Here is a 21,861-nt window from a genome sequence, read left to right as displayed (position 1 = left end):
ATGGATATCTACCATGTCTGGGTGGGAGTAAGAAGCTCCTTGACTTCCAGCACCTGCCCCCCAAATGTGCCCTTCAGCGAGGCCGCCATCGCCTGAAAGAGAGCGAGCCCATCGCTCGAACCGAGCAGCGCCTCGCTCGACCGGTCCGGGTGCGGCATCAGTCCAAGCACGTTCCGTCCTTCGTTCAGCACCCCGGCGATGTTCTCGAGCGACCCGTTAGGATTCGCCGCATCCGTCACCTCGCCCGCGCGCGTTGCATACCGGAACGCGATGCGATCCTGATCCTGCAGCGCCTTCAACGTAGCGTCATCGCAGAAGTAGTTGCCTTCCATATGCCCGATCGGCATCCGCAGTACCTGTCCCTCGGACAGCGTGTGCGTGAACGGCGACTCTGCGGTCTCCGTCCGCAGATGCACCTGTTTGCAGATGTACTGCTGCCCTCGGTTTCGCATCAGCGTACCCGGCAGAAGACCCGCCTCACACAGGATCTGGAATCCGTTGCAGATTCCCAATACCAATCCGCCATTCTTCGCGAACTTCGCCACCGACTGCATCACCGGCGCGAACTTTGCAATTGCGCCCGTCCGCAAATAATCCCCATAGGCAAAACCACCGGGAACGAGGATCGCATCGCACCCCTGGAGATCCTCCGAAGCGTGCCAGAGATAGGTCACCGGCACATGTAGAAGCGACTCCACCACGTTGTACGTGTCGTGGTCGCAGTTCGATCCGGGAAACACCAGAACGCCGAATTTCATAGCCCCAGAATACCATCCGGTCCCCCATAAAACGGGGGACCGGATGGTGTGGCCTGCTTACTCTGTTGCCATGGAACCGCCAACCGCAAGGCGGAAGCAGCGAAGACGTTTTCGTGAGTAGAGGTTAGTTAATCGTGTAGGTGTGGGTTCCGCTGCCTACGTCGGCGGTTCTGCCGTTGGGCAGTGTGACCGTCGCGGTGGTGTTGGCGGGGTTGGTGAGGGTGAACTTGCCGGTGGTGCGGTTCCAGTCGGTGGTGACGGTGCCGTAGGCGGAGTCGTACTCGGTATGGAGCTGGGGCAGACGGCCGTCGAAGTGGGGTTTGACGGTGAGGTGGTGGTAGCCGGCGCCGGTGGGGTCGGTGTCGATACCGGCGGAGCGGCGGAAGACCCAGGCCATGACGGAGCCGAAGGCGTAGTGGTTGTAGGAGTTCATGGAGGCGTCGCCGGTGTCTCCGTTCCAGCGCTCCCACCATGTGGTTGCGCCCTTGCGGACCATGTAGCCCCAGGAGGGGTAGGTGTCCTGCAGGAGAAGCTTGTAGGCGATGTCGGCGCGCTGGTTGTCGTCGAGGACGAACATCAGGAACGGCGTGCCGAGGAAGCCGGTGGTGAGGTGGTTGTCGTGGGCGGCGATGTCCTTGACGAGGCGGTCGACCATGTTGGCGCGGAGCGATTCAGGCGCGATACCGGAGTAAAGAGTGACGACGTAGGCGGCCTGGGTGTTGCCGGTGACGGTGCCGTCGGGCTGGACGTACGCCTTGCGATAGGCTTCGGCGATGTGGTCGTAGAGGGCCTGATACTTGTCGGCCTGCTGTTGCTGGCCGATGGCGAGGGCCATCTCCTTCATGTCGCGGGCCAGGATGGCCCAGTAAGCGGTGGCGATGAGGTCGCGCGGGGTGTGGGTGTCGGGGGCGAGCCAGTCGCCGTAGTTGTTGCCGAGGTCCTTGGCGCGGAGGAAGTCGGGGTTGGTGGTGGCGAGATAGTCCATGAAGTGTTCCATCTGGGGCCAGGAGCGCTCGAGGATGGACTTGTCTCCGTACTGGAGCCATGCGGCGTAGGGGACGAGGATGCCTGCGTCGGCCCAGCCGGGAGCGCCGGATTGGGGTCCGAGGAGATTGGGGGAGACGTCGGAGAAGGCACCTCTGTCGTTCTGGGCGTCTTCCATGTCGAACATGAATTTGTGGGTGAAGCTGCCAATGTCGAAGTTATAGGTTCCGGTGCGCCAGAAGACGCCAGCATCGCCCATCCAGCCGAGGCGCTCGTCGCGCTGCGGGCAGTCGGTGGGGACGGAGACGAAGTTGCCGCGCTGTCCCCAGATGCCGAGTTTGCCCATGCTGTTGAGGAGTTCACTGGAGCTGTTGAAGCGGATGGAGGGAGTTTGGGGAAGGCTGTTGTAGACGAGGCCTTCGATGCTTGCGGTGGTGGGGGTTCCGGGGTATCCGGCTAACTCGACGTAGCGGAAGCCGTGGAAGGTGAAGCTGGGGGTGTAGGTCTCGTCGCCCTTACCGGAGAGGACGTAGGTGTCGGTGACGGTGGCGTTGCGGAGGTTGAGGGTGTACATGCTGCCGTCTGGATTAAGGCGCTCAGCGAAGCGCATCTGGACGGCGGTTCCGGCGGGGCCGTGTACGTGGAGGACGATGTTGCCGACCATGTTCTGGCCCATGTCGTAGACGACTGGATGAGCGGCGTTGGCGGGGTCCATCGCGATGGGCTTGATGATGTTGGATTCGGCGATGGAGAGGTCGGGCTGCGAGGTCAGGGTGACCTCAGGCGAGACGGTCGCGGGGACGGCGGGGGACCAGTTCTTGCCGGTGAAGTGGGGGGCGTTCCAGCCGGTGAGGGCGAGGCGTGCGTCGTAGACTTCGCCGGCGTAGATCTCGGAGAAGAGAACCGGCGCCTGGGCGGTTTGCCACGTTTCGTCGGTGCCGATGGTCTTGTGGGAGCCGTCGGCGAGGGTGACGTCGAGCTGGGCGCGGAGGGCGTCGGGATCGGTGTACTCGCGGGAGCCGGACCAGGTAAGGGGGGAGCCGTGCCAGCCGCTGCCGAGTATGGTGGCCACGGTGTTGTCGCCGGTGGTGAGGAGCGAGGTGACGTCGTAGGTCTGGTAGAGGACGCGCTTGTGGAAGTCGGTGAAGCCGGGGTTCAGGAGGTCATGCGTGGCGACGGGCTTGCCGTTGATGAAGGCGCGATAGGCACCCATGGCGGTGATGGTGAGTTTGGCGGAGGTGACCTTGCCGGTGAGGGAGAAATCCTTGCGGAGGAGGGAGGCGTCGGTTGAGACGCGGTTCGGGCCGGGGACGAGAGAGCGGCGGTCAGTGCCGAGGCCGAGCGGAAGGCTGAGGGGGCCGATCTCCTGCGCGGCTTGCCATTCGCCGGTGGTTGGACGGGTCTGCCAGGCTTTATCGGAGGTGATACGACGTTCGGCTCCATCGGCATCGGTGATGCGGAGGGAGGCCGCGAATCCGGCGGGTCCGCCTGCTGCTTTCTGCTTGTCGCCGAGGCGGGGGGCGGTCACCTTGATGAGGATCTCGTTGTCACCGGGCTTGAGAAGGGAGCCGATCTCCTCCCAGTCGAAGGCGCTCCACTCTTCGTGCTGGCCGGTGGTCTTGCCGTTGACCGTTGCGGTGTAGTTGCCGTGGGCGAGGACGTGAAGGCTTGCGCGCATGGGCTTCGCGTCGAGGTGGAGGGGGTAGCGGAACTCGACCGCAGTCTCGGATGGGACGTGTTTGGGATCGGTGTTGGGGAGCCAGAGCCAGCGGATGGCTTCGAGTTCATGGGCTGCCGCGGGGTCGTCGCGGCGAATCCACTGGGAGTGCCAGGCGGAGGGTGTGAGGAGGCCGGTCTCGAACCATGCGGGAGTGGAGTGGGTGGTCTTGCCCTGCTTATCGGTGACCTGGACGGCCCAGAAGTAGTGGGTCTGCGCGGTGAGGGCCGGGCCGGCGTAGGGGATGTTCACGGAGTCGGAGGATGTGATCTTCCCGGAGTCCCAGATGTTGGCTTTGCCGGGAACGAGCTTCGATGGATCGGTGCTGACGAGGACTTCGTAGGCGGACTGCATCCAGTTCGCGGAGGTTGCGTCACTCTGCCAGGAGAAGACGGGCTTTGCCACGTCGATGGCTGCGGGGTTGGTCATCTGCTCGGTGCGGAGTTTGACCGGGGCGGCGACGGCGGTCGTGGCCAGAAGTGTCGAGGTGCCTGCGATGAGAAGGGTTCGAGATAGAGCAGAAGTTGCGGCGGACAAACGCATGAAGCGGGACTCCCTCGGTAAATAATTTCTGGACTGAACCAACATATACGCTTCCACGTTACGTCGTCTCGCCGCGCCACGCTTTCGGCGAGTAAAAATTTGCAGGGTGGTACAGGGCATTTGCCTCATTGACACGGAAAAGGACGCTGGTGAAGATAAGGTTTACAGGCCGGACAATACCGACATCTTTCCCGCTGAGCCACACACATGTGGCGGGTGCCAGCAACAGATTCCGAAGAACTGATCTTGGGGTGATATGACGTCCACCATTACGCGGCAGGATCCACGCTATAGCCTTCTTCGCCGGGGAAAGAATGCACGCTGGCCAGCGACAGACGCTGACTCCGTTTCTCGTATCGAGATCGTGGCGACCGCGGATGATGTTGCTCCGGCTCTCCAGAGCATCGTGGCCGCGGGACTGCGGCCCACGGTTCGTTCGGGTGGGCACTGTTATGAGGACTTCGTCGCCAATAATCCGAACGGCGTAATCCTGGATGTTTCGATGCTGAACCATACGTCGGCTGCTCCGGATGGCAAGAGCGGTTTCCAGGTTGGAGCGGGTGCGGTGCTCGGCGTGGCGTATGCGGAGCTCTATAAGAAGTACAACGTGACGATGCCTGGTGGAAGCTGCTACTCGGTGGCGGCGGGTGGGCATGTGAGCGGTGGCGGTTATGGCGTGCTGTCACGGAAGTTCGGGCTGGTGACGGACTGGCTGACGGCGGTGGACATTTGCACCGTCGAGGCCAATGGCAAAGTCGTCAAGCGGCACGTCGACGCGAAGCATGACGCGGACCTCTTCCGGGCTTGCCGGGGCGCGGGTGGTTCGAGCTTTGGGGTGATTACGAACTTCTACTTCGAGACGCTTCCGCCTGCGCCACATGAACTTGCTTCGGCTGGTGTGTCGTTTCCCTGGGACACGATGACCGAAGAGAAGTTCATCAAGATTGTTAAGACCTACGGCGATTACTTCGAGACGCGTGGGAAGGATAAGGACACGTGGGGCCTCTTCACCTTCATGGGACTGACGCATAAGTCGGCTGGAGGGATCGGCGTGTCGGCTACGTTCCATGATGCGGGTCCGACGGTTGAGGATTTGTCGATTCCGAATGAGTTTCTGGATCGCTTTGTCGCTTGTGGAGGAGCCGAGGCGGTGGCGAATCCGCCGATGGTGGCGCATCGGCCGGATCGGCGTGGGCGTCCGCAGCTTCCTCCATGCACGGCAGGAAAGCACTCGTTCAACCGGCGTGACTGGTACAGCGCCACGGTGGACCAGGGGAGTGGCTCGGGCGTGGGGAATACGCGTGGGAAGTACAAGTCGTGCTACATGCGGAAGAACTTCACGACCGAAGAGGCGAAGAGGCTGTACAAGCACCTTACGCGCGAGAGTACGACAGATATGAGCGGGCTGATCTGCGCAGTGGACTCATACGGCGGCGCGACGAACGTGGCGGAGAGAGTGTCGGATACGTCGGTTCCGCAGCGCGACTCGATCATGAAGCTGCAGTACCAGAGCTACTGGAGCGATCCAGCCGAGGATGCGGATAAGGTGAAGTTCCTCGACGAGATGTACACGGATGTCTACTCGGCGAACGTTGACGCGGTACACGCTGGAACACCGTATCCGAACGAGTTCTACGAAGGGTGTTATATCAACTATCCCGACGTCGACATGATGCGCTATCCGTTCTGGAGCGAGGTGTATTACGGCAAGGGCGATTTGTATGGGTTCCTGCAGGGTGTAAAGAAGAAGTACGACCCGAACAATATCTTCCATAACGCAATGTCGATCCGGCCGAAGGCCTAGGAGGTACGAATGACTCTGGGCCGCAATGCTCTCGGGACGCTTGTGCTGGTTCCTGTGATGGCTCTTTTCAGCCAGACGGGCGCATCGCAGGCTGCTAATCCTACGGTGATGCCGGCGGACTGTGCGGAGCTGCCGCACTCCGATTACCCGATGGCCCGCATCACGAATGGGCAGGTAAAGGCCGTCGTATTTTTGCCGGATGCTGAGAAGGGATACTATCGCGGACCGCGCTTCGACTGGAGCGGCGTGGTTGGGTGCCTGTCGCTGAATGGACATACGTTCTTCGGCGAGTGGTTCTCGAAGTACGACCCTTTGGGCAACGATGCCATCACTGGGCCGGTGGAGGAATTTCGCCATCCAACGAGCGAGATCGGGTATGACGATGCCGCCCCTGGTGGCTTGTTCGTCAAGATCGGCGTTGGCGTTCTCAAGCGAACGGACGACAAGCCCTACAAGTTTGGCGGAGCATACGAGATCGTCGATCACGGCAAGTGGACTGTTAAGGTGAAGAAGAACTCGGTCACCTTCCGGCAGGAACTGCATTCGACGATCGGCGTTGCTTATGTGTACGAGAAGGTGCTCTCACTCGACAGGCACGGGAATGTGCTGCATCTTGAGCATCACCTGAAGAACATCGGGACGAAGCCGATCGATACCGAGGTCTACGATCACGACTTTTTCATGCTTGATCAGAAGCCGATCGGGCCTGGCCTTCAGGTGACGTATCCGTTTATCCCGGTGCCGGACAAGCCGTTTGTGCCTTCGGTCGAGGTGGATGGGAAGGTCGTTAAGGTCGTTGCTCCAGTCGGACGGCCTGGTCCGGGCGCTTACATTACGGGCTACTCGAACAAGGTGTCGGATTACGATGTGACGACGGAAGATACGGGGGCGAAGATCGGTGTGGAACAGACTTCAGACTCGGCGATCGTGCGGTCGTACTTCTGGGGGACTTCGAAGACGATCTGCCCTGAGCTTTATCTGAAGGTCCATGCCGAGCCGGGGAAGACACAGGGCTGGAAGATCAACTACCGGTTCTTTACGCCCTAGCGGTGGGGCGCGGAGGATGCGGATGATGGCAGCCAGTTTGTCGCGGTGGGTGGCACTGCTGGCCTGTCTGGGGCTATTGGGTGCGAGTCCTGCCCGGGCGCAGGATCGGCCCAACGAGATACGGGTTAGCTTCCCGGCGGATGAGTCCGTTCAGGAGAAGGCAGCTCGCGAGATGCTCGTTGAGGAGAGCGGGAAACGCGGTCGGGTGGCCTGGATCCCGGTGCCGCGTGGGAGCGAAGCCTGCGCAGGCGAACGTGTGGTGCTGGGGCGGCGGGAGGTGGTGGAGGGGCTGATGCCCGTCGAGGCCCTGGCAGGGTGGCGGGAGCGTTTGGCCACGCTGCATGCGACCGGCGCGGCGGAGGGGTTCGCCGTCGTGCGGGTGCCTTGCCGGCGGGGGGCCGTGACCGTGATCGCGGGGAACGATGTAAGGGGGGAGTTGTTCGGGGTTGGGTGGGTGCTGCGGCATATGAGCTTTGTTGGGGGGATAGCGAAGCTGCCGAGCGTCGCGGCTCTCTTCAGTGCTCCGGAGAAGGCGGTGCGGGGGCACCAGATCGGCTACCGGATGAAGAACAACACCTACGACGCGTGGACGCTGGGCCAGTTCGAGCAGCAGATTCGGGACCTGGCGATCTTTGGGACGAATACGATCCAGATCATCGCGCCGGTGTCCGATGACGCGGCGGTGAGCCCTTTGATGCCGGCTCCTCCGCTTGAGACGGTGGTGGGGATCTCGAGGCTGGCGGCGAAGTATGGGCTGGACTGCGCGCTGTACTACCCGGAGATGCGGAAGGACTATTCGAATCCAACGCAGTTTGAGGCGGAGGAGCGGGACTTTGAGGCGCTGGTGAGGGCGATGCCTCGGGTGGATGCGCTCTATGTGCCGGGCGGGGATCCGGGGCATACGCCGCCTGGCGTGCTGTTTCCGCTGGTGAAGGCGGAGGCGGAGGTGGTACGGAGGTGGCATCCGGGAGCGACGGTCTGGGTTTCGGCGCAGGGTTTCGATGCGGGTTGGTTCGAGGAGTTCTATGGCTTGTTGGCGAAGGAGCCGGAGTGGCTGACGGGTGTGTTCTTCGGGCCGCAGTCGCGGGATGGGATGGAGGTCCAGCGGCGAAGGATTCCGGCGAGGTATCCAGTGATCTTTTACCCGGACATCGCGCATACGATGCATGCGCAGTTTCCGGTGCCGGGGTGGGATCCGGTGTTTGCGTTGACGGAAGGACGGGAGCCGATTTGTCCCCGGCCTGAGGCGTTCGCTGCCATTTATCGGCACTTTGCAGGGTTGAATGCGGGATTTGTGACGTATTCCGAGGGCGTCAACGACGACGTGAACAAGATCGTCTGGACGCGGCTGGGGTGGGATCCGGGGGAGACAGTCGAAGAGATGCTGCGGGAGTATGCGCGATGGTTTCTGCATCGGGAGGGGACGCAGGAGACGCTGGCCGTGGAGGCGATGCTTGGGCTGGAGAAGGATTGGGTTGGGCCAGTGGCGGCGAATGCGGAGATAGGGAAGACGTTTGGGGTTCTTGCGGAGTTGGAGAAAACAGATTCAGGGGAGGGGAATTGGCGGTGGGAGTCGCTGCTGTATCGAGGGTATTACGACGCATACGTTCAGCGGAGATTTCGGCGGGAGCAGGCGGTTGAGGCGGCGGCGCTGTCGCGGCTTGTGAGTGGCGGGGAGAGTGGGGCCAGGGCTGCGGGGGCTTTGCGGGTCTTGTCGGAGAGCGCGGCTTCGGAAGACGAGACGAGGGAACGGGAGCGGCTTTTCGATTTGGCGGGGAAGCTGTTTCGGGATGGAGGGTTGCAGCTTAGCGTGAAGTTGTATGGGGCTTCGAACTGGGAGCGGGGGGCGAACCTGGATCGGGTGGATACGCCCTTGAATGATCGGGTGTGGATGGAGCGAGCGATTGCAGGGGCGATGAAGGCTTCGAATGAGGCGGGAAGGCTCAAGGGGCTGGAGGAGATTGCGCGCTGGAATGCTCCGGTCGACGGGGCGTTGTATGACGACCTTGGAGATGCTGCTCGCGAGCCGCATCTTGTTCGTGGCGCGGGGTGGAGTGAGGATCCGGAGATGTATGCGGCGGCGATCGATGGAATTGCGGATAAGACACTGGCGGATGGGTGGAGGCTTTCGTGGCTGAGCTACGCGGAGGCTTTGTATGAGCAGCCGTTGGAGATGCGATATGAGGGGCTGGCGGCAGGGGAGAGTTATCGACTGCGGATTACGTATGCGGGGGAGGATTATTCGGTTCCGCTGACGCTTACTGCCGGGAATGGGGTGGTGATCCATGAGGCTCGGAAGAGGGGCTCGAACCCGGAGACGGTGGAGTTCGATTTGCCTTCGGCTGCGATTGTGGGTGGAGAACTGACGCTGCGGTGGATGCGAGCGGCGGGTGGCGGGGGGAGTGGACGCGGACGGCAGGTGGCGGAGGTCTGGCTTCTGCCGGTTAAGCCCCGGTGATTGCTTTGTCGTAAAAAGCCCGTGGCTTTATGACGTTGCGAATGATTGTGCTTCTGGGCGAAGTCGCGGGCTGCCAGGATGCTTCTTACTCTGCATGACCACTGCGAAGAAAGCTCCGGCAAAGAAGACAGCCAAGAAGGCTTCGGCGAAGAAGACCGCGAAGAAGGACAATCCGTGCTGGGATGGCTATGAGCCTACGCCGGGGAAGAAGCCGGGGACGAAGGGAAGCTGCAAGCCGGAGGATTAGGCTCGAATGACTTCTATGCCCTGGGCGACGAGGGCCTTATAGGTCTTTTCGGGCAGGTTCGTATCGGTGACCAGGACGTGGATCTTGCTCATAGGGCAGATGAGGGCAGGGCTGACTTTGCCGATCTTGGTAGAGTCGGCTACAACGATCACCTGCTTGGCCTGATGGATCATGGCGAGCGAGACGGCGGCCTCTTCGGTTTCGAGGGTGGTGATGCCGCGCTCGAGATCCATGCCGGTGATGCCGATGAAGGCCTTGTCGAGATAGATGTCCTTGAGGAAGTTAAGGGTCGACTGACCGGCGAGGGCAAAGGCCCACGCCCAGGCGACGGTGCCGCCGGTGAGCATGGTCTTGATGGCGGGCTGGTTGCAGAGTTCCATGCCGATGTTCATGGCGTTGGTAATGACGGTGATGCCGCGGCGGTGGCGCAGGGAGCGGCCGATCTGTGTGGTGGTGGTTCCGGCGGTGAGGCCGATGGTTTCGCGCTCGGCGATGAGTTCGGCCGCGGCGAGTCCGATGCGGCGCTTTTCATCGTTGGAGCGGAGCTCGCGGGCCTGAAAAGACGTGTCGTGGCGGAAGGGCTCGTAGAGGAGAGGCTCGACGAGGGTGGCGCCGCCGTGGGTGCGGAGGACGAGGCCGCGTTTTTCGAGGCGGGCGAGATCGCGGCGGATGCTGGGGGCCGAGGTGCCGACCTGGTCGACAAGCTCCTGGACGGAGATGTCGCCGGCGCGCAGGAGGGCTTTCATGATGCGATCGGCACGTACATCGATTTTCTTAGACATGAGTTTTCGTTCTTGGAGGCTGAGTCTAGCGCATTGTCGCCGAGAATTCCGAACTATTTTTAGCCCTTCGGGGGTTAAACGTGCGCTATTCTGATCGGGTCGCGCTGCTTTGTTCATTTATGGACGTGATGTCCGGAAATGACGTGGTGGCTGCGGGCAGCAAGTTTCGCCGATAAAGTTGACGAACCTATCGCAAGTTGAGTAGATGAACGGATGAGTTTTTACCTAGCCCTGGATGCCGGTGGAACGAAGACAGACTATGTTCTGGCCGACGAGACGCGTGAGCTAGTGCGCGTTCGTACTGGAACGATCAAGCGGATGCGCACGGATGCGGAGACGGCGGCGGCGAACCTGGATTCGGCGCTGGAACAGATTCAGCAGAGGTCGGGCGTGTCGATGCGGTCGATTACGCGGACGTGCGTGGGTACGGCGGGCGAGACGGTGCCGCTGGTAGCGGACTGGCTGAGGACTTCGATTACAGCCCGGGTTGGCGGGGAGCTGCTTCTGCTGGGGGATGTCGAGATTGCGCTGGATGCGGCGTTTCCGAACGAGACCGGCGTGCTGGTGATGGGTGGAACGGGGTCGAACGTGGCGGGGCGCGGAGCAGACGGGCGGTTGACCACCGCGGGTGGATATGGGCCAGCGCTGGCGGATCAGGGCTCGGGGCACCGGATTGGTTATCAGGCGCTGCGGGCTATGTTCCTGGCGAGGGATGAAGGGCGGCCGACGCGACTGATGGACGAGGTTCTGGAGTTCTGGAACGTGTCATCGATCGGGCGATTGATCGAGTTTGCGAATAGCGTGCCTCCGCCGGATTTTACGAAGCTAACGGAGCTTGTGGTGCGGCTTGCTTTGGATGGGGACGAGGTTGCGCTTGCGGTGGTCGAAAACGAGGGTCGAGAGTTGGGGCACCTCGTCAACCTTGTGCTCCGGCGGCTGGAGCGGGTAGACGCGGCGGCTCATGTTGGCTGGGTGCCGAAGGTGGCGTTTACCGGCAGCATCATGGAGAAGGTTCCGCTGGTGCGGCGGGCTCTGGTGGCTGAGGTGACGCGGGTGTTTCCTTCCGTGCAAGCCAGGGACGGGGTGGTGGATCCGCTGGAGGGGGCGGTCTGGCGCGCCCGACGGAATGGGAACGGGTAGACGGGGCGGTTGGGCGGCATGGGTTTCCCACCTTAGCCGCGATGGAGCTGAGGCGAAGACGGGGCAACCCGGGTTCGTGGGCTGGTCAGGGGCGTAGAAGGTCTGGCTTGGTTGTGGCTAGTTTGGCGATGAGTTCGCCGAAGAGGGTGTTGGCCCAGGCGAACCAGGCGCGGGTGAATTTCGCGGCGTCGTTCTTGTTGAAGCTCTCGTGCATGAAGCCGGTGCCGGCAGAGGCGACCTTGAGCATCTGGATGGACTTGCGGATCTCGGCGTCCGAGGTGCTGGTGAGGGCGTAGACGGTTTGGGCCATGGGCCAGATCATGTCCAGGCCGATGTGGGGACCTCCGATGCCTTCGCCTGCGGTGCCCTTGAAGAACCATGGATTGCTCGGGCTCCAGACGAAGGCGCGGGTGCGGGCGTAGAGGGCCGGGTCGAGGTTGCTGGCGAGGTAGGGGAGAGCGAGCAGGCTGGGGACGTTGGCGTCGTCCATGAGGAGTTGGCTGCCGTAGCCGTCGACCTCGTAGGCCCAGATGGTTCCTGTGGGTGTCTGGGCTACAGCGTGTTGTTTCAGGGCTTGTTCGACTTCGGTCGCGAGGGACTGCGCTTCGGTGGCTAGTGTGGTGTCGTTGAGGATGGTGCGGGCCATCTCGGCTAGCTGGCGGAGCGAGGTGACGGCGAAGAGATTCGACGGGATGAGGAAGGGGAAGATGCAGGCGTCGTCGGAGGGACGGAAGCCGGAGGCGATGAGGCCGACGGGCTTGACCGGGTTGCCGAAGCCGGCGTTGGGGAGCATCTCGGTCGAGACGTCGGACTCGCGCTGGAAGTGGTAGGGGCCGGGGCCATCCTTGCGCTGCTGGACGCGCATGGTCCGGACGACGCGGTGCATAGCTTCTTTCCACTGGGCGTCGAAGGGGGCGGTGTCGCCGGTTTGCTTCCAGTAGCCGTGGGCGAGGCGGATGGGGTAGCAGATGGAGTCGAGCTCGTACTTGCGCTCGCCGACGCCCCGCTTCATGTCGGTCTTGTCGTGGACGCTCCACTTGAGGGGCGGGGCGTTGAGATCGGCCATGAAGGCGTTGGCGTAGGTATCGATGAGCAGGCAGCGGGCCTGGCGGCGGATGACGCCTTCGAGAAGGCGGCGGAGGCTGGGATCCTTGGCGGCCAGGGGAAGGTAGGGCCAGACCTGGGCGGAGGAATCGCGGAGCCACATGGCGGCGATGTCGCCGGTGATGACGGCGGTGTCGGGATGGCCTTCGAAGGTGCCGGGTTCGACAGTGGTGTCGAGGGTGTTGGGGAAGCAGTTGGAGAAGAGAAGGGCGAGGGCGGGGTCGGGGATGCGCTTGCTGGTGTCGGTAAGGAACTGCTCGACGATGGGGCTGGAGAACTTGCGGTCAGATGGCTTGGGGCGGCCGTTGGCTAACGGGTTGGCGGGGTCGGCAGCGAAGGCCTGGGCTGTGGCGTGGGGCGCGAGGGCGAGACCGGCGGTTGCGGTGGCGATGGTCTGGAGCGCGGTGCGGCGGGTGATGCTGGAGTTCACGTGGATGCCCCTCTGGATAACCCTTGATCGAATGTCTTCTGAAGTTTGCGCATTCGGTGGCGGTTTGGTCAAACGTGCTTGATCTGCATTATTCTTACGGCTGGCGTGATCCGCCGTTACCTCTAAGACAAAGGTCGTACCCGCAATGATCTCCCGTCGTGAATTTCTCCAGGCTACCGCAGCGACTGCGGCAGCTACGCTTGTTCCCGCGAATGCTTTTGCCAAGACCCCGGCTGCTGCTCACGACGATGTGTTGAAGTGGGTGGATCCGCGGATCGGGACGGGTGGGCATGGGCATTGCTATCCCGGGGCGACGGTTCCGTTTGGCGCGGTGCAGTTGAGCCCGGATACGTTCAACGATGGATGGGACTGGTGCGCGGGTTATCACGTTTCCGATACGTCGATCATGGGGTTCAGCCATACGCATCTGAGCGGGACTGGATGCGGGGATTTGCTGGACTTCCTGGTGATGGCGGGAACGGGTACGGCGAAGATCGAGCCGGGGCCGAGAACCGATCCTGATAAGGGCTACCGGTCGAGCTTCAGCCATGACGATGAGGTGATGACGCCGGGGTACTACTCGGTGATCCTCAAGGACTACAACGTCAAGGCGGAGTTGTCGGCTACGGAGCGGGCGGGGATTCATCGGTACACGTTCCCGAAGAGTGACCAGGCATATCTCGTGCTCGACCTGCAGCATGGGTATGAGGGTGGGCCGAAGCCGAATGTGCTTTCGGCGGAGTTGTCGATGCCAGCGGCGGATACGCTTGCCGGTGGACGCGTGACGCGGGCGTGGGGGAATGGGCGGCACTCGTTCTTCAGCCTGCAGGTTTCCAAGGCTCCGACGAAGGTCGTCTTCTACTCGGACGATAAGGAGGTGCCTGCGCCGACGGGGCCGCTGACCGGTGGGAACCTGAAGTGCGTGATGTACTTCACGACGCATGCGAACGAGGCGATCCTGGTGAAGACGGGGATCTCGGGCGTGAGCGCCGCGTCGGCAGCGGTGAATGTGAAGACGGAGATTCCGGCCTGGGACTTCGATGGGGTTCGGCAAGCGGCTCATGCGAAGTGGGCGAAGCAGATCGGCAAGATCCAGGTGACGTCGGCCAACGAAGCGCACAAGAAGGTCTTCTATACCGCTCTGTATCACCTGTCGCTTGGGCCTACGCTGTTCGACGACGTGGATGGACGGTATCGCGGGATGGATCAGCAGATCCACAGCCTGCCCGCGGGGCACCATAACTACACGACCTTTTCGGCATGGGATACGTACCGGGCGGCGCATCCGACTTACACCTTGATCGAATCGGCGAGGGTGCCGGACTTTTGTAACACGCTGATCCGGATGGCGGAGCAGAGCCCGGAGGGGATGCCGGTGTGGCCGCTGCAGGGATGTGAGACGGGGACGATGACGGGGTATCACTCCGCGTCGATCATCTCCGAGGCGATCAATAAGGGCGTCCCGGGGATCGATCAGGAGGCGGCTTACAAGGTGATGATGAAGCGGGCGATGGTGGATGACTATCGCGGGCTTGGGTACTACCGGAAGATGCACTACATTCCTGCGAACGAGGAAGAGGAGTCGGTCTCGAAGACGTTCGAGTACTGCTATAACGACTGGGCCATCGCGCATGTCTCGAAGAAGCTGGGGAAGATGGACGATTGCACGATGCTGGTGGAGAGGTCCAAGAACTACAGGCAGTACTGGGACAAAGAGACCAGGTTCATGCGGCCGAAGCTGATCGATGGGTCGTTCACGTCGCCTTTTAATCCGATCGATCTTGGGCATAAGAAGCACTGGCGCGACTATACGGAATCGAACGCGTGGCAGACTACGTTCGGCGTACAACACGATGCGGCCGGGTTGATCGGGCTGTTCGGTGGGAGGGAGCCGTTTGTGGAGAAGCTGGACGAGCTGTTCACAACGGCTCCTACGCTTCCTGAGGATGCTCCGCCGGACATTGCGGGGATGGTTGGACAGTATGCGCATGGCAATGAGCCTTCGCACCATATCGCTTACCTCTATGTGTATGCGGGATCACCTTACAAGACGCAGGCACGGGTGCGCAGCCTGATGGAGACGATGTACTCACCGAACCCGGATGGGATGCAGGGCAATGAGGATGTCGGGCAGATGTCGGCATGGTTCATCCTGAGCGCGCTTGGGTTCTACCCGGTGGATGCGGTGAGCGGAAACTACGTTCTTGGATCGCCGCTGTTCGAGAGTGCAGTGGTGGATCTTGGCAATGGCGGGAAGCTGGAAATCGTGGTGAACCGAAGGGATCCGGCGCACCAGTATGTGCATGGGTTCACGCTCAACGGGAAGGCACAGAACCGGACGTGGTTCCAACATAGCGACATCGCGAAGGGCGGGAAGCTGGTCTTCGAGATGGGGGCTGAGCCAGATACGAGCTTCGGCTCGGGAGCGGATGTTGTGCCTCCTTCGCTGACCGTTTAGAGATGCCTGCATCGGGCTAGGACTCGTGTCCTAGCCCGTGCTGTTTGTTTTCCACGAAGCAATCGATTGCTGTATGTTGCCTTCAAGGGACAGCCATGGCGATTGAGACGGTGCTTCGGGATGACGTTCGTTTTCCGGTTTTGAACAGAGGCAAGAACCCGCGGTTTCCGCCCACTCCGGCGGAGGGTGCGAGCAGGATCGCGCTCTGCGACAGCACGGCGGACGTAGCCGAGGCGCTGGAGCGGTTTGTCCATGCGGGTCTGCGTCCGACGGTACGGAGCGGCGGGCACTGCTATGAGAACTTTACGTATACGAATCCGCAGGGCGCGATCCTCGACCTGAGCATGATGGCGGACACGACTCCCGAGGCGAATGGTCCGAAGTATCGGGTGGCCGCTGGGACGCAGCTTGGGCAGGCTTACACGGAGTTATACAAGCGGGCGCAGGTGACGATCCCGGGTGGGTCGTGCGTAACGGTGGGCGCGGGGGGCCATATCTCCGGCGGTGGGTACGGGCTGCTTTCGAGGCTGCATGGGGTGACGCCGGACTGGGTGACGGCGGTCGATATCGTCACGGTGGACAAAGCAGGGAAGGCTGTGGCGCGGCGGGTCGATCGTAACCGGGATGCGGATCTGTTTCGCGCGTGCCGTGGTGCGGGTGGGGGAAGCTTCGGGATCATTACCAACTTTTACTTCGACAAGCTTCCGATGGCTCCGGTGGAGGTGATGAAGGGAAGTCTCAACTTTGGCTGGGACGGGATGACCGAGGAGCGGTTTGCACGGATCCTGTATCTCTACAGCAACTACTGGGCGACGCGTGGGAAGGATCCGGATACGTGGGGGTTGTTTACGGTCTTCGGGTTGTCGCATCGTTCGTCCGGGCATCTTGGGATGTCGGTGCAGTTTTGTAATCAGGATGGGACGTGCAACGATCTGAAGCCGCTGGAGGAGTTCTTCGCTTTGTTCGAGGAGTGCAAGCCGATTACGAGCGGAGCGGTTAAGGCTCCGCAAGCCATGGAGGATCATGCGCCGCAGAGCGCGGGCGGCGGTGACGATGTTTGCCTGCTTGCGAAACACACCGTGACGAAGAGGAACTGGCTCGAGGCGAATGTGGGTGGCGGTGGAGGTGGGAGCAACGCGGTCGAACAGAGGCGCAAACATAAGTCGACCTATATGAAAGGAGCCTTCACGAAGTATGAGGCTGCCTGTATCTATAAGTATCTGAACGTAACGATCCCTGGAGTTGATCTTTCGCGGGAGACGGTGCTGGCGGATTCCTTCGGCGGTGCGGTGAACCGGAAGGAATTGATCGAAGAGACTTCGGTGGCGCAGAGGGCTTCGACATTGAAGCTGCAGTTCATCGCGTCATGGGTCGGGGCAGACCAGGATGCGCCGAACCTTAAGTGGCTGAAGGACTTCTACACGGAGTTATATTCCGGCCCGGACGCGGATGCGCGGCATAGAGGAACGCCGTATCATGGCGATGGATACGAGGGATGCTACATCAACTATCCTGATGTCGACATGCTTGCATATGAGTTCTGGCCTCAGCTCTACTACGGGGACAAAGGAATGTATCCGTTCCTGCAGAGCGTCAAGAGGAAGTACGACCCGAACAACATCTTTCATCATGCGATGTCGGTGAGGGCCTAGAAAGGTTTTGATTCCCGAAGCCGGGAGTGGTTGAGACGCCGTTCGTGCTGTCTCTCGCTCCTGCAACGGTATCTGGCAGTCGCACTGCAAGCTTACATCGGTTTTACGCCCATTTCGCGAAGCGTCTCTACAACTCTCGTGGGTGATGGCGTGATGGGGGTATGGCAAGGCAGTTGCATATCTCTCTGCCAAATGGATCCGAAGACTTCCCACCTGACGAACGATCAAACAGAATCCCCAGTGCGGTACGAGGCATTCCTGCTGAATGTCTGGCGTCTTTGGGCGGTCACGCATGCCGGTCTCGGGAATTATGAGAGAGAACGCGCCATATTGGCGGATAAGGCTTTTCTTGAGGCGAGCTGGCTCTCTCATGAAATGAGAACCAAGCAAATGACGTCTGGCTCCGTTGCCCAGGACGAAGGGGAGACATGCTGAGCGAACGCGAGCTTTCGAACATGACCGGGGTGCGCAAGGCGGCGATCCTGATGGCGTGCCTTGGGGACGACGCGGCGGCAACTATCTTTCATCACCTGTCCGAGGAAGACCTTCAGGGCCTGACGTATGAGATTGCACGGCTGGGGAGCGTGTCGCAGGAGCTTTCGCTGAAGGTTCTGGAGGAGTACCAGGATATGACGGCGGCGCAGCAACACATTTCCCGGGGAGGCCATGAGGTTGCTACGCGACTGTTGATCCGGGCCTTTGGCGAGGCTGGGGCGCAGACCATGGTGGCACGACTGCAGCGTTCGCAGGAAGCAAATTCATCCCGCATCGATCTGCTGCAGCGCATTGAGCCGAAGCAGCTTGCACGGTTCCTGGAAGGCGAGCATCCGCAGGCGATCGCGCTGATCCTTGGGCACCTGGAGACGAAGCAGGCCTCGGCGTTGCTGATGTGCCTTCCTCATCCGGTGCGGGCCGAGTCGGTAAGACGGCTTGCGAACCTGAGGCAGTTCTCGCCGGCGATGGCGGAGAAGGTGGCGATCGTATTGAACCGGAGACTCCGGTCGACGGGTGAGCAGAAGAAGAAGACTTATTCGGGTTTCCAGAGTGTTGCGGATCTGATGAACAACATCGATGGAACGACGTCCGGCGAAATACTCGAGGCGATCGAGGCGGAAGAGTCCACGCTCGCGACGAGAATTCGCGACCTGATGTTTACGTTCGAAGACTTCCTCAAGGTCTCGGAGACGCATCTGCGCGCGATCACGGGAGCAGCCGACAAGAAGATCCTGACGCTGGCGTTGAAGGGTGCCACCGAGCCTCTGCGGGTCCACTTCTTCTCGACGATGTCATCGCGCGCAATCGAGATGATGAAGGAAGAAGCGGATGTGCTTGGTCCCGTGAGGAGCAAGGACGTTGCGAAGGCACAACTCGAGATTGTGGCAGTCGCGCGCAAGCTCGAGCTGGAAGGCAAGATCGTATTGAAGAGCGAGGGGGCAGACGAGTATGTCACCTAGAGAATTGGTTCGCTCGGAAGGTTCGCGCAAGTAGGCCTCGCTCCCGTTGTTATCTCTCAAGGCACTCCCTGGGAGACAGGCGACGAAAAGACAAAGGTGGTATGAAACTCGTACCGCTTCTGCCGATGGAGAGACACCAAGAAACAGAACGCTTAGAACGTCATTTGGCGTGGAAGCGAAAGGCAGAGATTCATGGATATTCTTCTGGTAGATGACAGTAAGACGATGCGGATGCTCGTACAGCGTGCGCTTCGGCAAGCCGGGTACCGCGACCTAGTGGTGGGCGAAGCAGAAAACGGGGCCGATGCACTCGAGAAGCTGTCCTCGGTTCGACCGAAACTTGTGCTCTCGGACTGGAACATGCCGGTGATGTCCGGTATCGATTTTCTGCGCAAGGTTCGCGAGGGAAAGAACACAGTTCCGTTCGGCTTTATTACATCGGAGGCTTCGAAAGAGATCAAGGATATGGCCATGGGCGAAGGCGCCAGCTTCCTGATCACGAAGCCTTTCAGCCCGGAGCAGGTACAGGATGCGCTGGAACCGATCCTGGGGGCGCGTTAGATATGGCCGAGATATCAGCATTTGCGATGTCCCGTTTGTTCTCCGATCTCACGGGCAAGGACGTCAGCTTCGCTCTTGTCCTCAACCCTGTTGAGACGAAGGACAGGAAGCTTTTCGCGGTCTACGAGGAATTGCCTTCGCAACGCGCCATCGTCGTCAAGTCAGATCTTCCCGTGCTTGGAAGTATCGCGGGGGCACTGCTCGGCTTGCCACCCGAGACTGCCGTGGAGCGCGCACTCTCAACGCCCATGGAAGAGACAGTACGCGATGCCATTCACGAGATTCTGAATGTCGGTTCGACGGGCCTTGTTACCGGGCCGCGCGTGGCCTTCAAGTACATGACACAGGATTCAGCGACCTGCGAGGGCGAATCGCTCGACGTGATCAAGAAGCCCGATCTAAAGACGAGTTTCAAGATCTCGATGGGTAAGATGACGGGTCATTTCACAATCATGAGTAAGTTCTAGAGTTCGGCAAGATCAAAGCTGTTCAATCACGAGGAGGACGTTATGGCGATGGCCGCGGCAGCAAACTCAAGCACGCAGGGGCGAGTGGATCCCCGCTCCGGGAAGTACCTGATTCTTGAACTGGGTGAGGAAGAGTTCGGCATCAGCGTCATGCAGGTGAAAGAGATCATGAAGATGCAGGAGATCACGACGGTACCTCAGACGCCGCGGTTTCTGCAGGGCGTTATCAACCTGCGGGGCCGGATCGTTCCGGTCGTCAATCTTCGCAGCAAGTTCCATATGCCAGAGCAGGCGCCGACCGAACGCACATGCATCGTTGTGGTGCGCGTGCAGTTGGAAGGTGGCGAACAGCCGATGGGCATCGTCGTAGACGGCGTCATCGAGGTTCTGCTGCTTGGCGAGGACGACATCGAAGACTCTCCGGACTTTGGACGTGAGGCTGCGAACTCGTATGTACGCGGAATGGCCAAGAGCAAGGGACGAGTCAAGATCCTGTTGGATATCGACCGTGTTCTGAGCGGTCACGAGATGTCCGGCGTCGCCTCCTTTGCGAATTAGCTGTCACACACACCGCCCACCAAGAATCGATGGATGAGATGACGATAAGCAAGAAGTTATTCGCGGGTTGTGGCGGCTTGCTCACGATCGCTTTGCTAACTGGCAGCCTGGCGATTTACAACGTAAGCAAGCTGGGTTCCGCGATCGACGTGATTGGGCACCATTACATTCACTCGCTCTACCTGACAGGAAGCGTCAACGACGGGACGTCTGAACTTGCAGGCACTGCGCGCAGCATCGTGCTTCATGGACATCTGAAAGAGCTTGATAAGGCGCGCGGAGACAACCAGCACTTTACCGAAGTCATCAACCAGGTTCGGAAGGATGCGACTGAGTTCGCGGCGGGGGCGAGACACGCTCAGCTTCACGAGCTCTCACAGAACGAGATAGCCGACAAGCTTGACTCACTTTCGCAGGCGAATTCCTCCATGTTCGACCTTGTGATGAAGGGCGATCTCGCCGGCGCCGACTTGGCACTGACCGACAAGGTGATGCCGCTCGCGGAACAGATCAGCAACGCCGGTGAGAAGCTCGCGAAGCTGGATGCGGATGCGGCTGTGGAATATGGAGACGAGGCGAGTTCGACGGTCGGGACCGCACGTTCAATCAGCATCCTGATGATCTGCCTCGCGATCGGTGTTGGGTGCGTCGTGGTGTACGTCGTGCGGAGTCTTTCGAACACCCTGGCTGAGAGCATCGCGGAGCTTCGTGATGGCGCGGACCAGGTTGCCAACGCTGCCTCACAGGTGTCCTCGTCAAGCCAGTCGCTGGCGCAAGGCGCATCGGAGCAGGCCGCATCGCTCGAGGAGACATCGGCTTCTTCGGAAGAGATCAACTCGATGGCGCGGAAGAACACGGATAACTCCCGCGCAACCGCCGATCTGCTGGCGCAGTCGCAAGGGAAGGTCATGCTGGCGAACCATCATCTCTCCGAGATGGTGATCTCGATGCATGAGATCACGGAGTCAAGTGGAAAAATCTCGAAGATCATCAAGGTGATCGACGAGATCGCGTTCCAGACGAACATTCTTGCCTTGAACGCGGCGGTCGAGGCAGCGCGGGCCGGAGAGGCTGGTATGGGCTTCGCGGTCGTCGCGGACGAGGTTCGGAGTCTCGCACAGCGAAGCGCGCAGGCAGCGAAGGATACCGCGACGTTGATTGAAGATTCGATCTCGCGATCAGGAGAAGGCAAGGGCAAGGTCGACCAGGTGGCCTCGACGATTCAGGCTCTCACGGAAGATACGGCGCGCGTCAAGGTCATGGTCGATGAGGTAAGCCTCGGAAGCGAGGAGCAGTCTCGCGGTATCGACCAGATCGGCAGAGCCATCGTGCAGATGGAGCAGGTGACCCAGACCACGGCGGCAAATGCCGAGGAGAGCGCCGCCGCTGCTGAGGAGTTGAATGCGCAGTCCGAGGCCATGAAGGACATCGTCTCCCGCTTGCATGCGATGGTCGACGATGGAGCTTCCGGCGGGATGAGCTCGATGCGGAGATCAGCTCCGACACGCGTCAAGATTCCTTTCCGCGCTCCCGTCACGCAACGCACCTCAACTCCCAAGGCAAAGCCTCAGCGTCAGACGCCGCCTTCACGACCGATGTCTCCTGTGATGTCTGCCCCGGCTAACGCCAAGATGGGCGCGCCGATGGACGTAAGTGAGTTTCCGCTCGAAGAGAGCTTTCAATCGTTTTAGTGAGCG

General features: G+C 60.8%; 16 protein-coding genes. 12 read left to right on the top strand and 4 right to left on the bottom strand.

All coding sequences use genetic code 11. The features are described 5' to 3' along the window. Positions 1-8 precede the first annotated feature (8 nt). Both purQ and GRAN_RS14945 read right to left on the bottom strand, forming a co-directional pair. Positions 9-758, bottom strand: coding sequence for a phosphoribosylformylglycinamidine synthase subunit PurQ (purQ, locus tag GRAN_RS14950; protein WP_128913792.1), 750 nt, complete (start codon positions 756-758; stop codon positions 9-11). A 124-nt stretch (positions 759-882) separates the two neighbouring features. Then, a complete protein-coding gene (locus tag GRAN_RS14945; RefSeq protein ID WP_128913791.1) occupies positions 883-4,002 on the bottom strand; it encodes a family 78 glycoside hydrolase catalytic domain in 3,120 nt (1,039 codons plus the stop codon). A gap of 256 nt (positions 4,003-4,258) precedes the next feature. Between GRAN_RS14945 and GRAN_RS14940 the strand changes: the two genes are divergently transcribed. The 4 genes from GRAN_RS14940 to GRAN_RS25920 all read left to right on the top strand — a co-directional run bounded on the left by GRAN_RS14940 (position 4,259) and on the right by GRAN_RS25920 (position 9,558). Then, positions 4,259-5,806, top strand: a complete 1,548-nt coding sequence (locus tag GRAN_RS14940; RefSeq protein WP_128913790.1) for an FAD-binding oxidoreductase — start codon at positions 4,259-4,261, stop codon at positions 5,804-5,806. A 9-nt stretch (positions 5,807-5,815) separates the two neighbouring features. Beyond that, positions 5,816-6,853 carry a hypothetical protein gene (locus GRAN_RS14935; protein WP_128913789.1) on the top strand — a complete coding sequence of 346 codons (1,038 nt, stop codon included), beginning with the start codon at positions 5,816-5,818 and terminating at the stop codon, positions 6,851-6,853. Positions 6,854-6,875: 22 nt separating this feature from the next. Beyond that, positions 6,876-9,311 carry a hypothetical protein gene (locus tag GRAN_RS14930; RefSeq protein ID WP_241654642.1) on the top strand — a complete coding sequence of 812 codons (2,436 nt, stop codon included), beginning with the start codon at positions 6,876-6,878 and terminating at the stop codon, positions 9,309-9,311. A gap of 94 nt (positions 9,312-9,405) precedes the next feature. Next, complete coding sequence (locus GRAN_RS25920) at positions 9,406-9,558, top strand: hypothetical protein (RefSeq protein ID WP_206662773.1); 153 nt, start codon at positions 9,406-9,408, stop codon at positions 9,556-9,558. On the opposite strand, the gene GRAN_RS14920 is transcribed toward GRAN_RS25920, so the two are convergent. After that, positions 9,555-10,340: a DeoR/GlpR family DNA-binding transcription regulator gene (locus GRAN_RS14920; RefSeq protein WP_128913787.1), complete on the bottom strand. Its 786-nt coding sequence runs from the start codon at positions 10,338-10,340 to the stop codon at positions 9,555-9,557. The genes GRAN_RS25920 and GRAN_RS14920 overlap by 4 nt on opposite strands. Before the next feature lie 213 nt (positions 10,341-10,553). On the opposite strand from GRAN_RS14920, the gene GRAN_RS14915 reads away from it, so the two are divergent. Beyond that, on the top strand, positions 10,554-11,480 hold the full coding sequence (locus GRAN_RS14915; protein ID WP_128913786.1) for an N-acetylglucosamine kinase: 927 nt from the start codon (positions 10,554-10,556) through the stop codon (positions 11,478-11,480). 85 nt (positions 11,481-11,565) lie between these two features. Here the strand turns inward: GRAN_RS14915 and GRAN_RS14910 are convergent, their stop codons facing one another. Beyond that, positions 11,566-13,014, bottom strand: coding sequence for a glycoside hydrolase family 125 protein (locus GRAN_RS14910; RefSeq protein ID WP_128913785.1), 1,449 nt, complete (start codon positions 13,012-13,014; stop codon positions 11,566-11,568). Between the two features lie 145 nt (positions 13,015-13,159). On the opposite strand from GRAN_RS14910, the gene GRAN_RS14905 reads away from it, so the two are divergent. From GRAN_RS14905 to GRAN_RS14875, 7 genes are all read left to right on the top strand, one after another. Further along, positions 13,160-15,472: a GH92 family glycosyl hydrolase gene (locus GRAN_RS14905; protein ID WP_128913784.1), complete on the top strand. Its 2,313-nt coding sequence runs from the start codon at positions 13,160-13,162 to the stop codon at positions 15,470-15,472. A gap of 95 nt (positions 15,473-15,567) precedes the next feature. Next, the gene (locus GRAN_RS14900; protein WP_128913783.1) at positions 15,568-17,124 is read left to right on the top strand and encodes an FAD-binding oxidoreductase; all 1,557 of its coding nucleotides are present in this window, start codon (positions 15,568-15,570) and stop codon (positions 17,122-17,124) included. Positions 17,125-17,552: 428 nt separating this feature from the next. Then, positions 17,553-18,578, top strand: a complete 1,026-nt coding sequence (gene fliG, locus GRAN_RS14895; protein WP_128913782.1) for a flagellar motor switch protein FliG — start codon at positions 17,553-17,555, stop codon at positions 18,576-18,578. Positions 18,579-18,770: 192 nt separating this feature from the next. Continuing rightward, entirely contained in the window at positions 18,771-19,139 is a 369-nt protein-coding gene (locus tag GRAN_RS14890) for a response regulator (RefSeq protein WP_128913781.1), read from the top strand. A gap of 26 nt (positions 19,140-19,165) precedes the next feature. Continuing rightward, complete coding sequence (locus tag GRAN_RS14885; RefSeq protein ID WP_128913780.1) at positions 19,166-19,606, top strand: hypothetical protein; 441 nt, start codon at positions 19,166-19,168, stop codon at positions 19,604-19,606. A gap of 42 nt (positions 19,607-19,648) precedes the next feature. Continuing rightward, on the top strand, positions 19,649-20,164 hold the full coding sequence (locus GRAN_RS14880; protein WP_128913779.1) for a chemotaxis protein CheW: 516 nt from the start codon (positions 19,649-19,651) through the stop codon (positions 20,162-20,164). 38 nt (positions 20,165-20,202) lie between these two features. After that, complete coding sequence (locus GRAN_RS14875) at positions 20,203-21,855, top strand: methyl-accepting chemotaxis protein (RefSeq protein ID WP_161570989.1); 1,653 nt, start codon at positions 20,203-20,205, stop codon at positions 21,853-21,855. The last annotated feature ends 6 nt before the right edge of the window (positions 21,856-21,861 follow it).

It is taken from the genome of Granulicella sibirica, assembly GCF_004115155.1.
Lineage (GTDB): Bacteria > Acidobacteriota > Terriglobia > Terriglobales > Acidobacteriaceae > Edaphobacter > Edaphobacter sibiricus.
The sequence above is the reverse complement of the archived record's forward strand: the minus strand, read 5'-3'. Positions and strand labels throughout refer to the sequence as shown.

Bases quoted from the DNA above. Each gene is read 5' to 3' on its own strand.
- purQ (WP_128913792.1), bottom strand. From the start codon at position 758: ATGAAATTCGGCGTTCTGGTGTTTCCCGGATCGAACTGCGACCACGAC.
- GRAN_RS14945 (WP_128913791.1), bottom strand. From the start codon at position 4,002: ATGCGTTTGTCCGCCGCAACTTCTGCTCTATCTCGAACCCTTCTCATC.
- GRAN_RS14940 (WP_128913790.1), top strand. From the start codon at position 4,259: ATGACGTCCACCATTACGCGGCAGGATCCACGCTATAGCCTTCTTCGC.
- GRAN_RS14935 (WP_128913789.1), top strand. From the start codon at position 5,816: ATGACTCTGGGCCGCAATGCTCTCGGGACGCTTGTGCTGGTTCCTGTG.
- GRAN_RS14930 (WP_241654642.1), top strand. From the start codon at position 6,876: ATGATGGCAGCCAGTTTGTCGCGGTGGGTGGCACTGCTGGCCTGTCTG.
- GRAN_RS25920 (WP_206662773.1), top strand. From the start codon at position 9,406: ATGACCACTGCGAAGAAAGCTCCGGCAAAGAAGACAGCCAAGAAGGCT.
- GRAN_RS14920 (WP_128913787.1), bottom strand. From the start codon at position 10,340: ATGTCTAAGAAAATCGATGTACGTGCCGATCGCATCATGAAAGCCCTC.
- GRAN_RS14915 (WP_128913786.1), top strand. From the start codon at position 10,554: ATGAGTTTTTACCTAGCCCTGGATGCCGGTGGAACGAAGACAGACTAT.
- GRAN_RS14905 (WP_128913784.1), top strand. From the start codon at position 13,160: ATGATCTCCCGTCGTGAATTTCTCCAGGCTACCGCAGCGACTGCGGCA.
- GRAN_RS14900 (WP_128913783.1), top strand. From the start codon at position 15,568: ATGGCGATTGAGACGGTGCTTCGGGATGACGTTCGTTTTCCGGTTTTG.
- fliG (WP_128913782.1), top strand. From the start codon at position 17,553: ATGCTGAGCGAACGCGAGCTTTCGAACATGACCGGGGTGCGCAAGGCG.
- GRAN_RS14890 (WP_128913781.1), top strand. From the start codon at position 18,771: ATGGATATTCTTCTGGTAGATGACAGTAAGACGATGCGGATGCTCGTA.
- GRAN_RS14885 (WP_128913780.1), top strand. From the start codon at position 19,166: ATGTCCCGTTTGTTCTCCGATCTCACGGGCAAGGACGTCAGCTTCGCT.
- GRAN_RS14880 (WP_128913779.1), top strand. From the start codon at position 19,649: ATGGCGATGGCCGCGGCAGCAAACTCAAGCACGCAGGGGCGAGTGGAT.
- GRAN_RS14875 (WP_161570989.1), top strand. From the start codon at position 20,203: ATGACGATAAGCAAGAAGTTATTCGCGGGTTGTGGCGGCTTGCTCACG.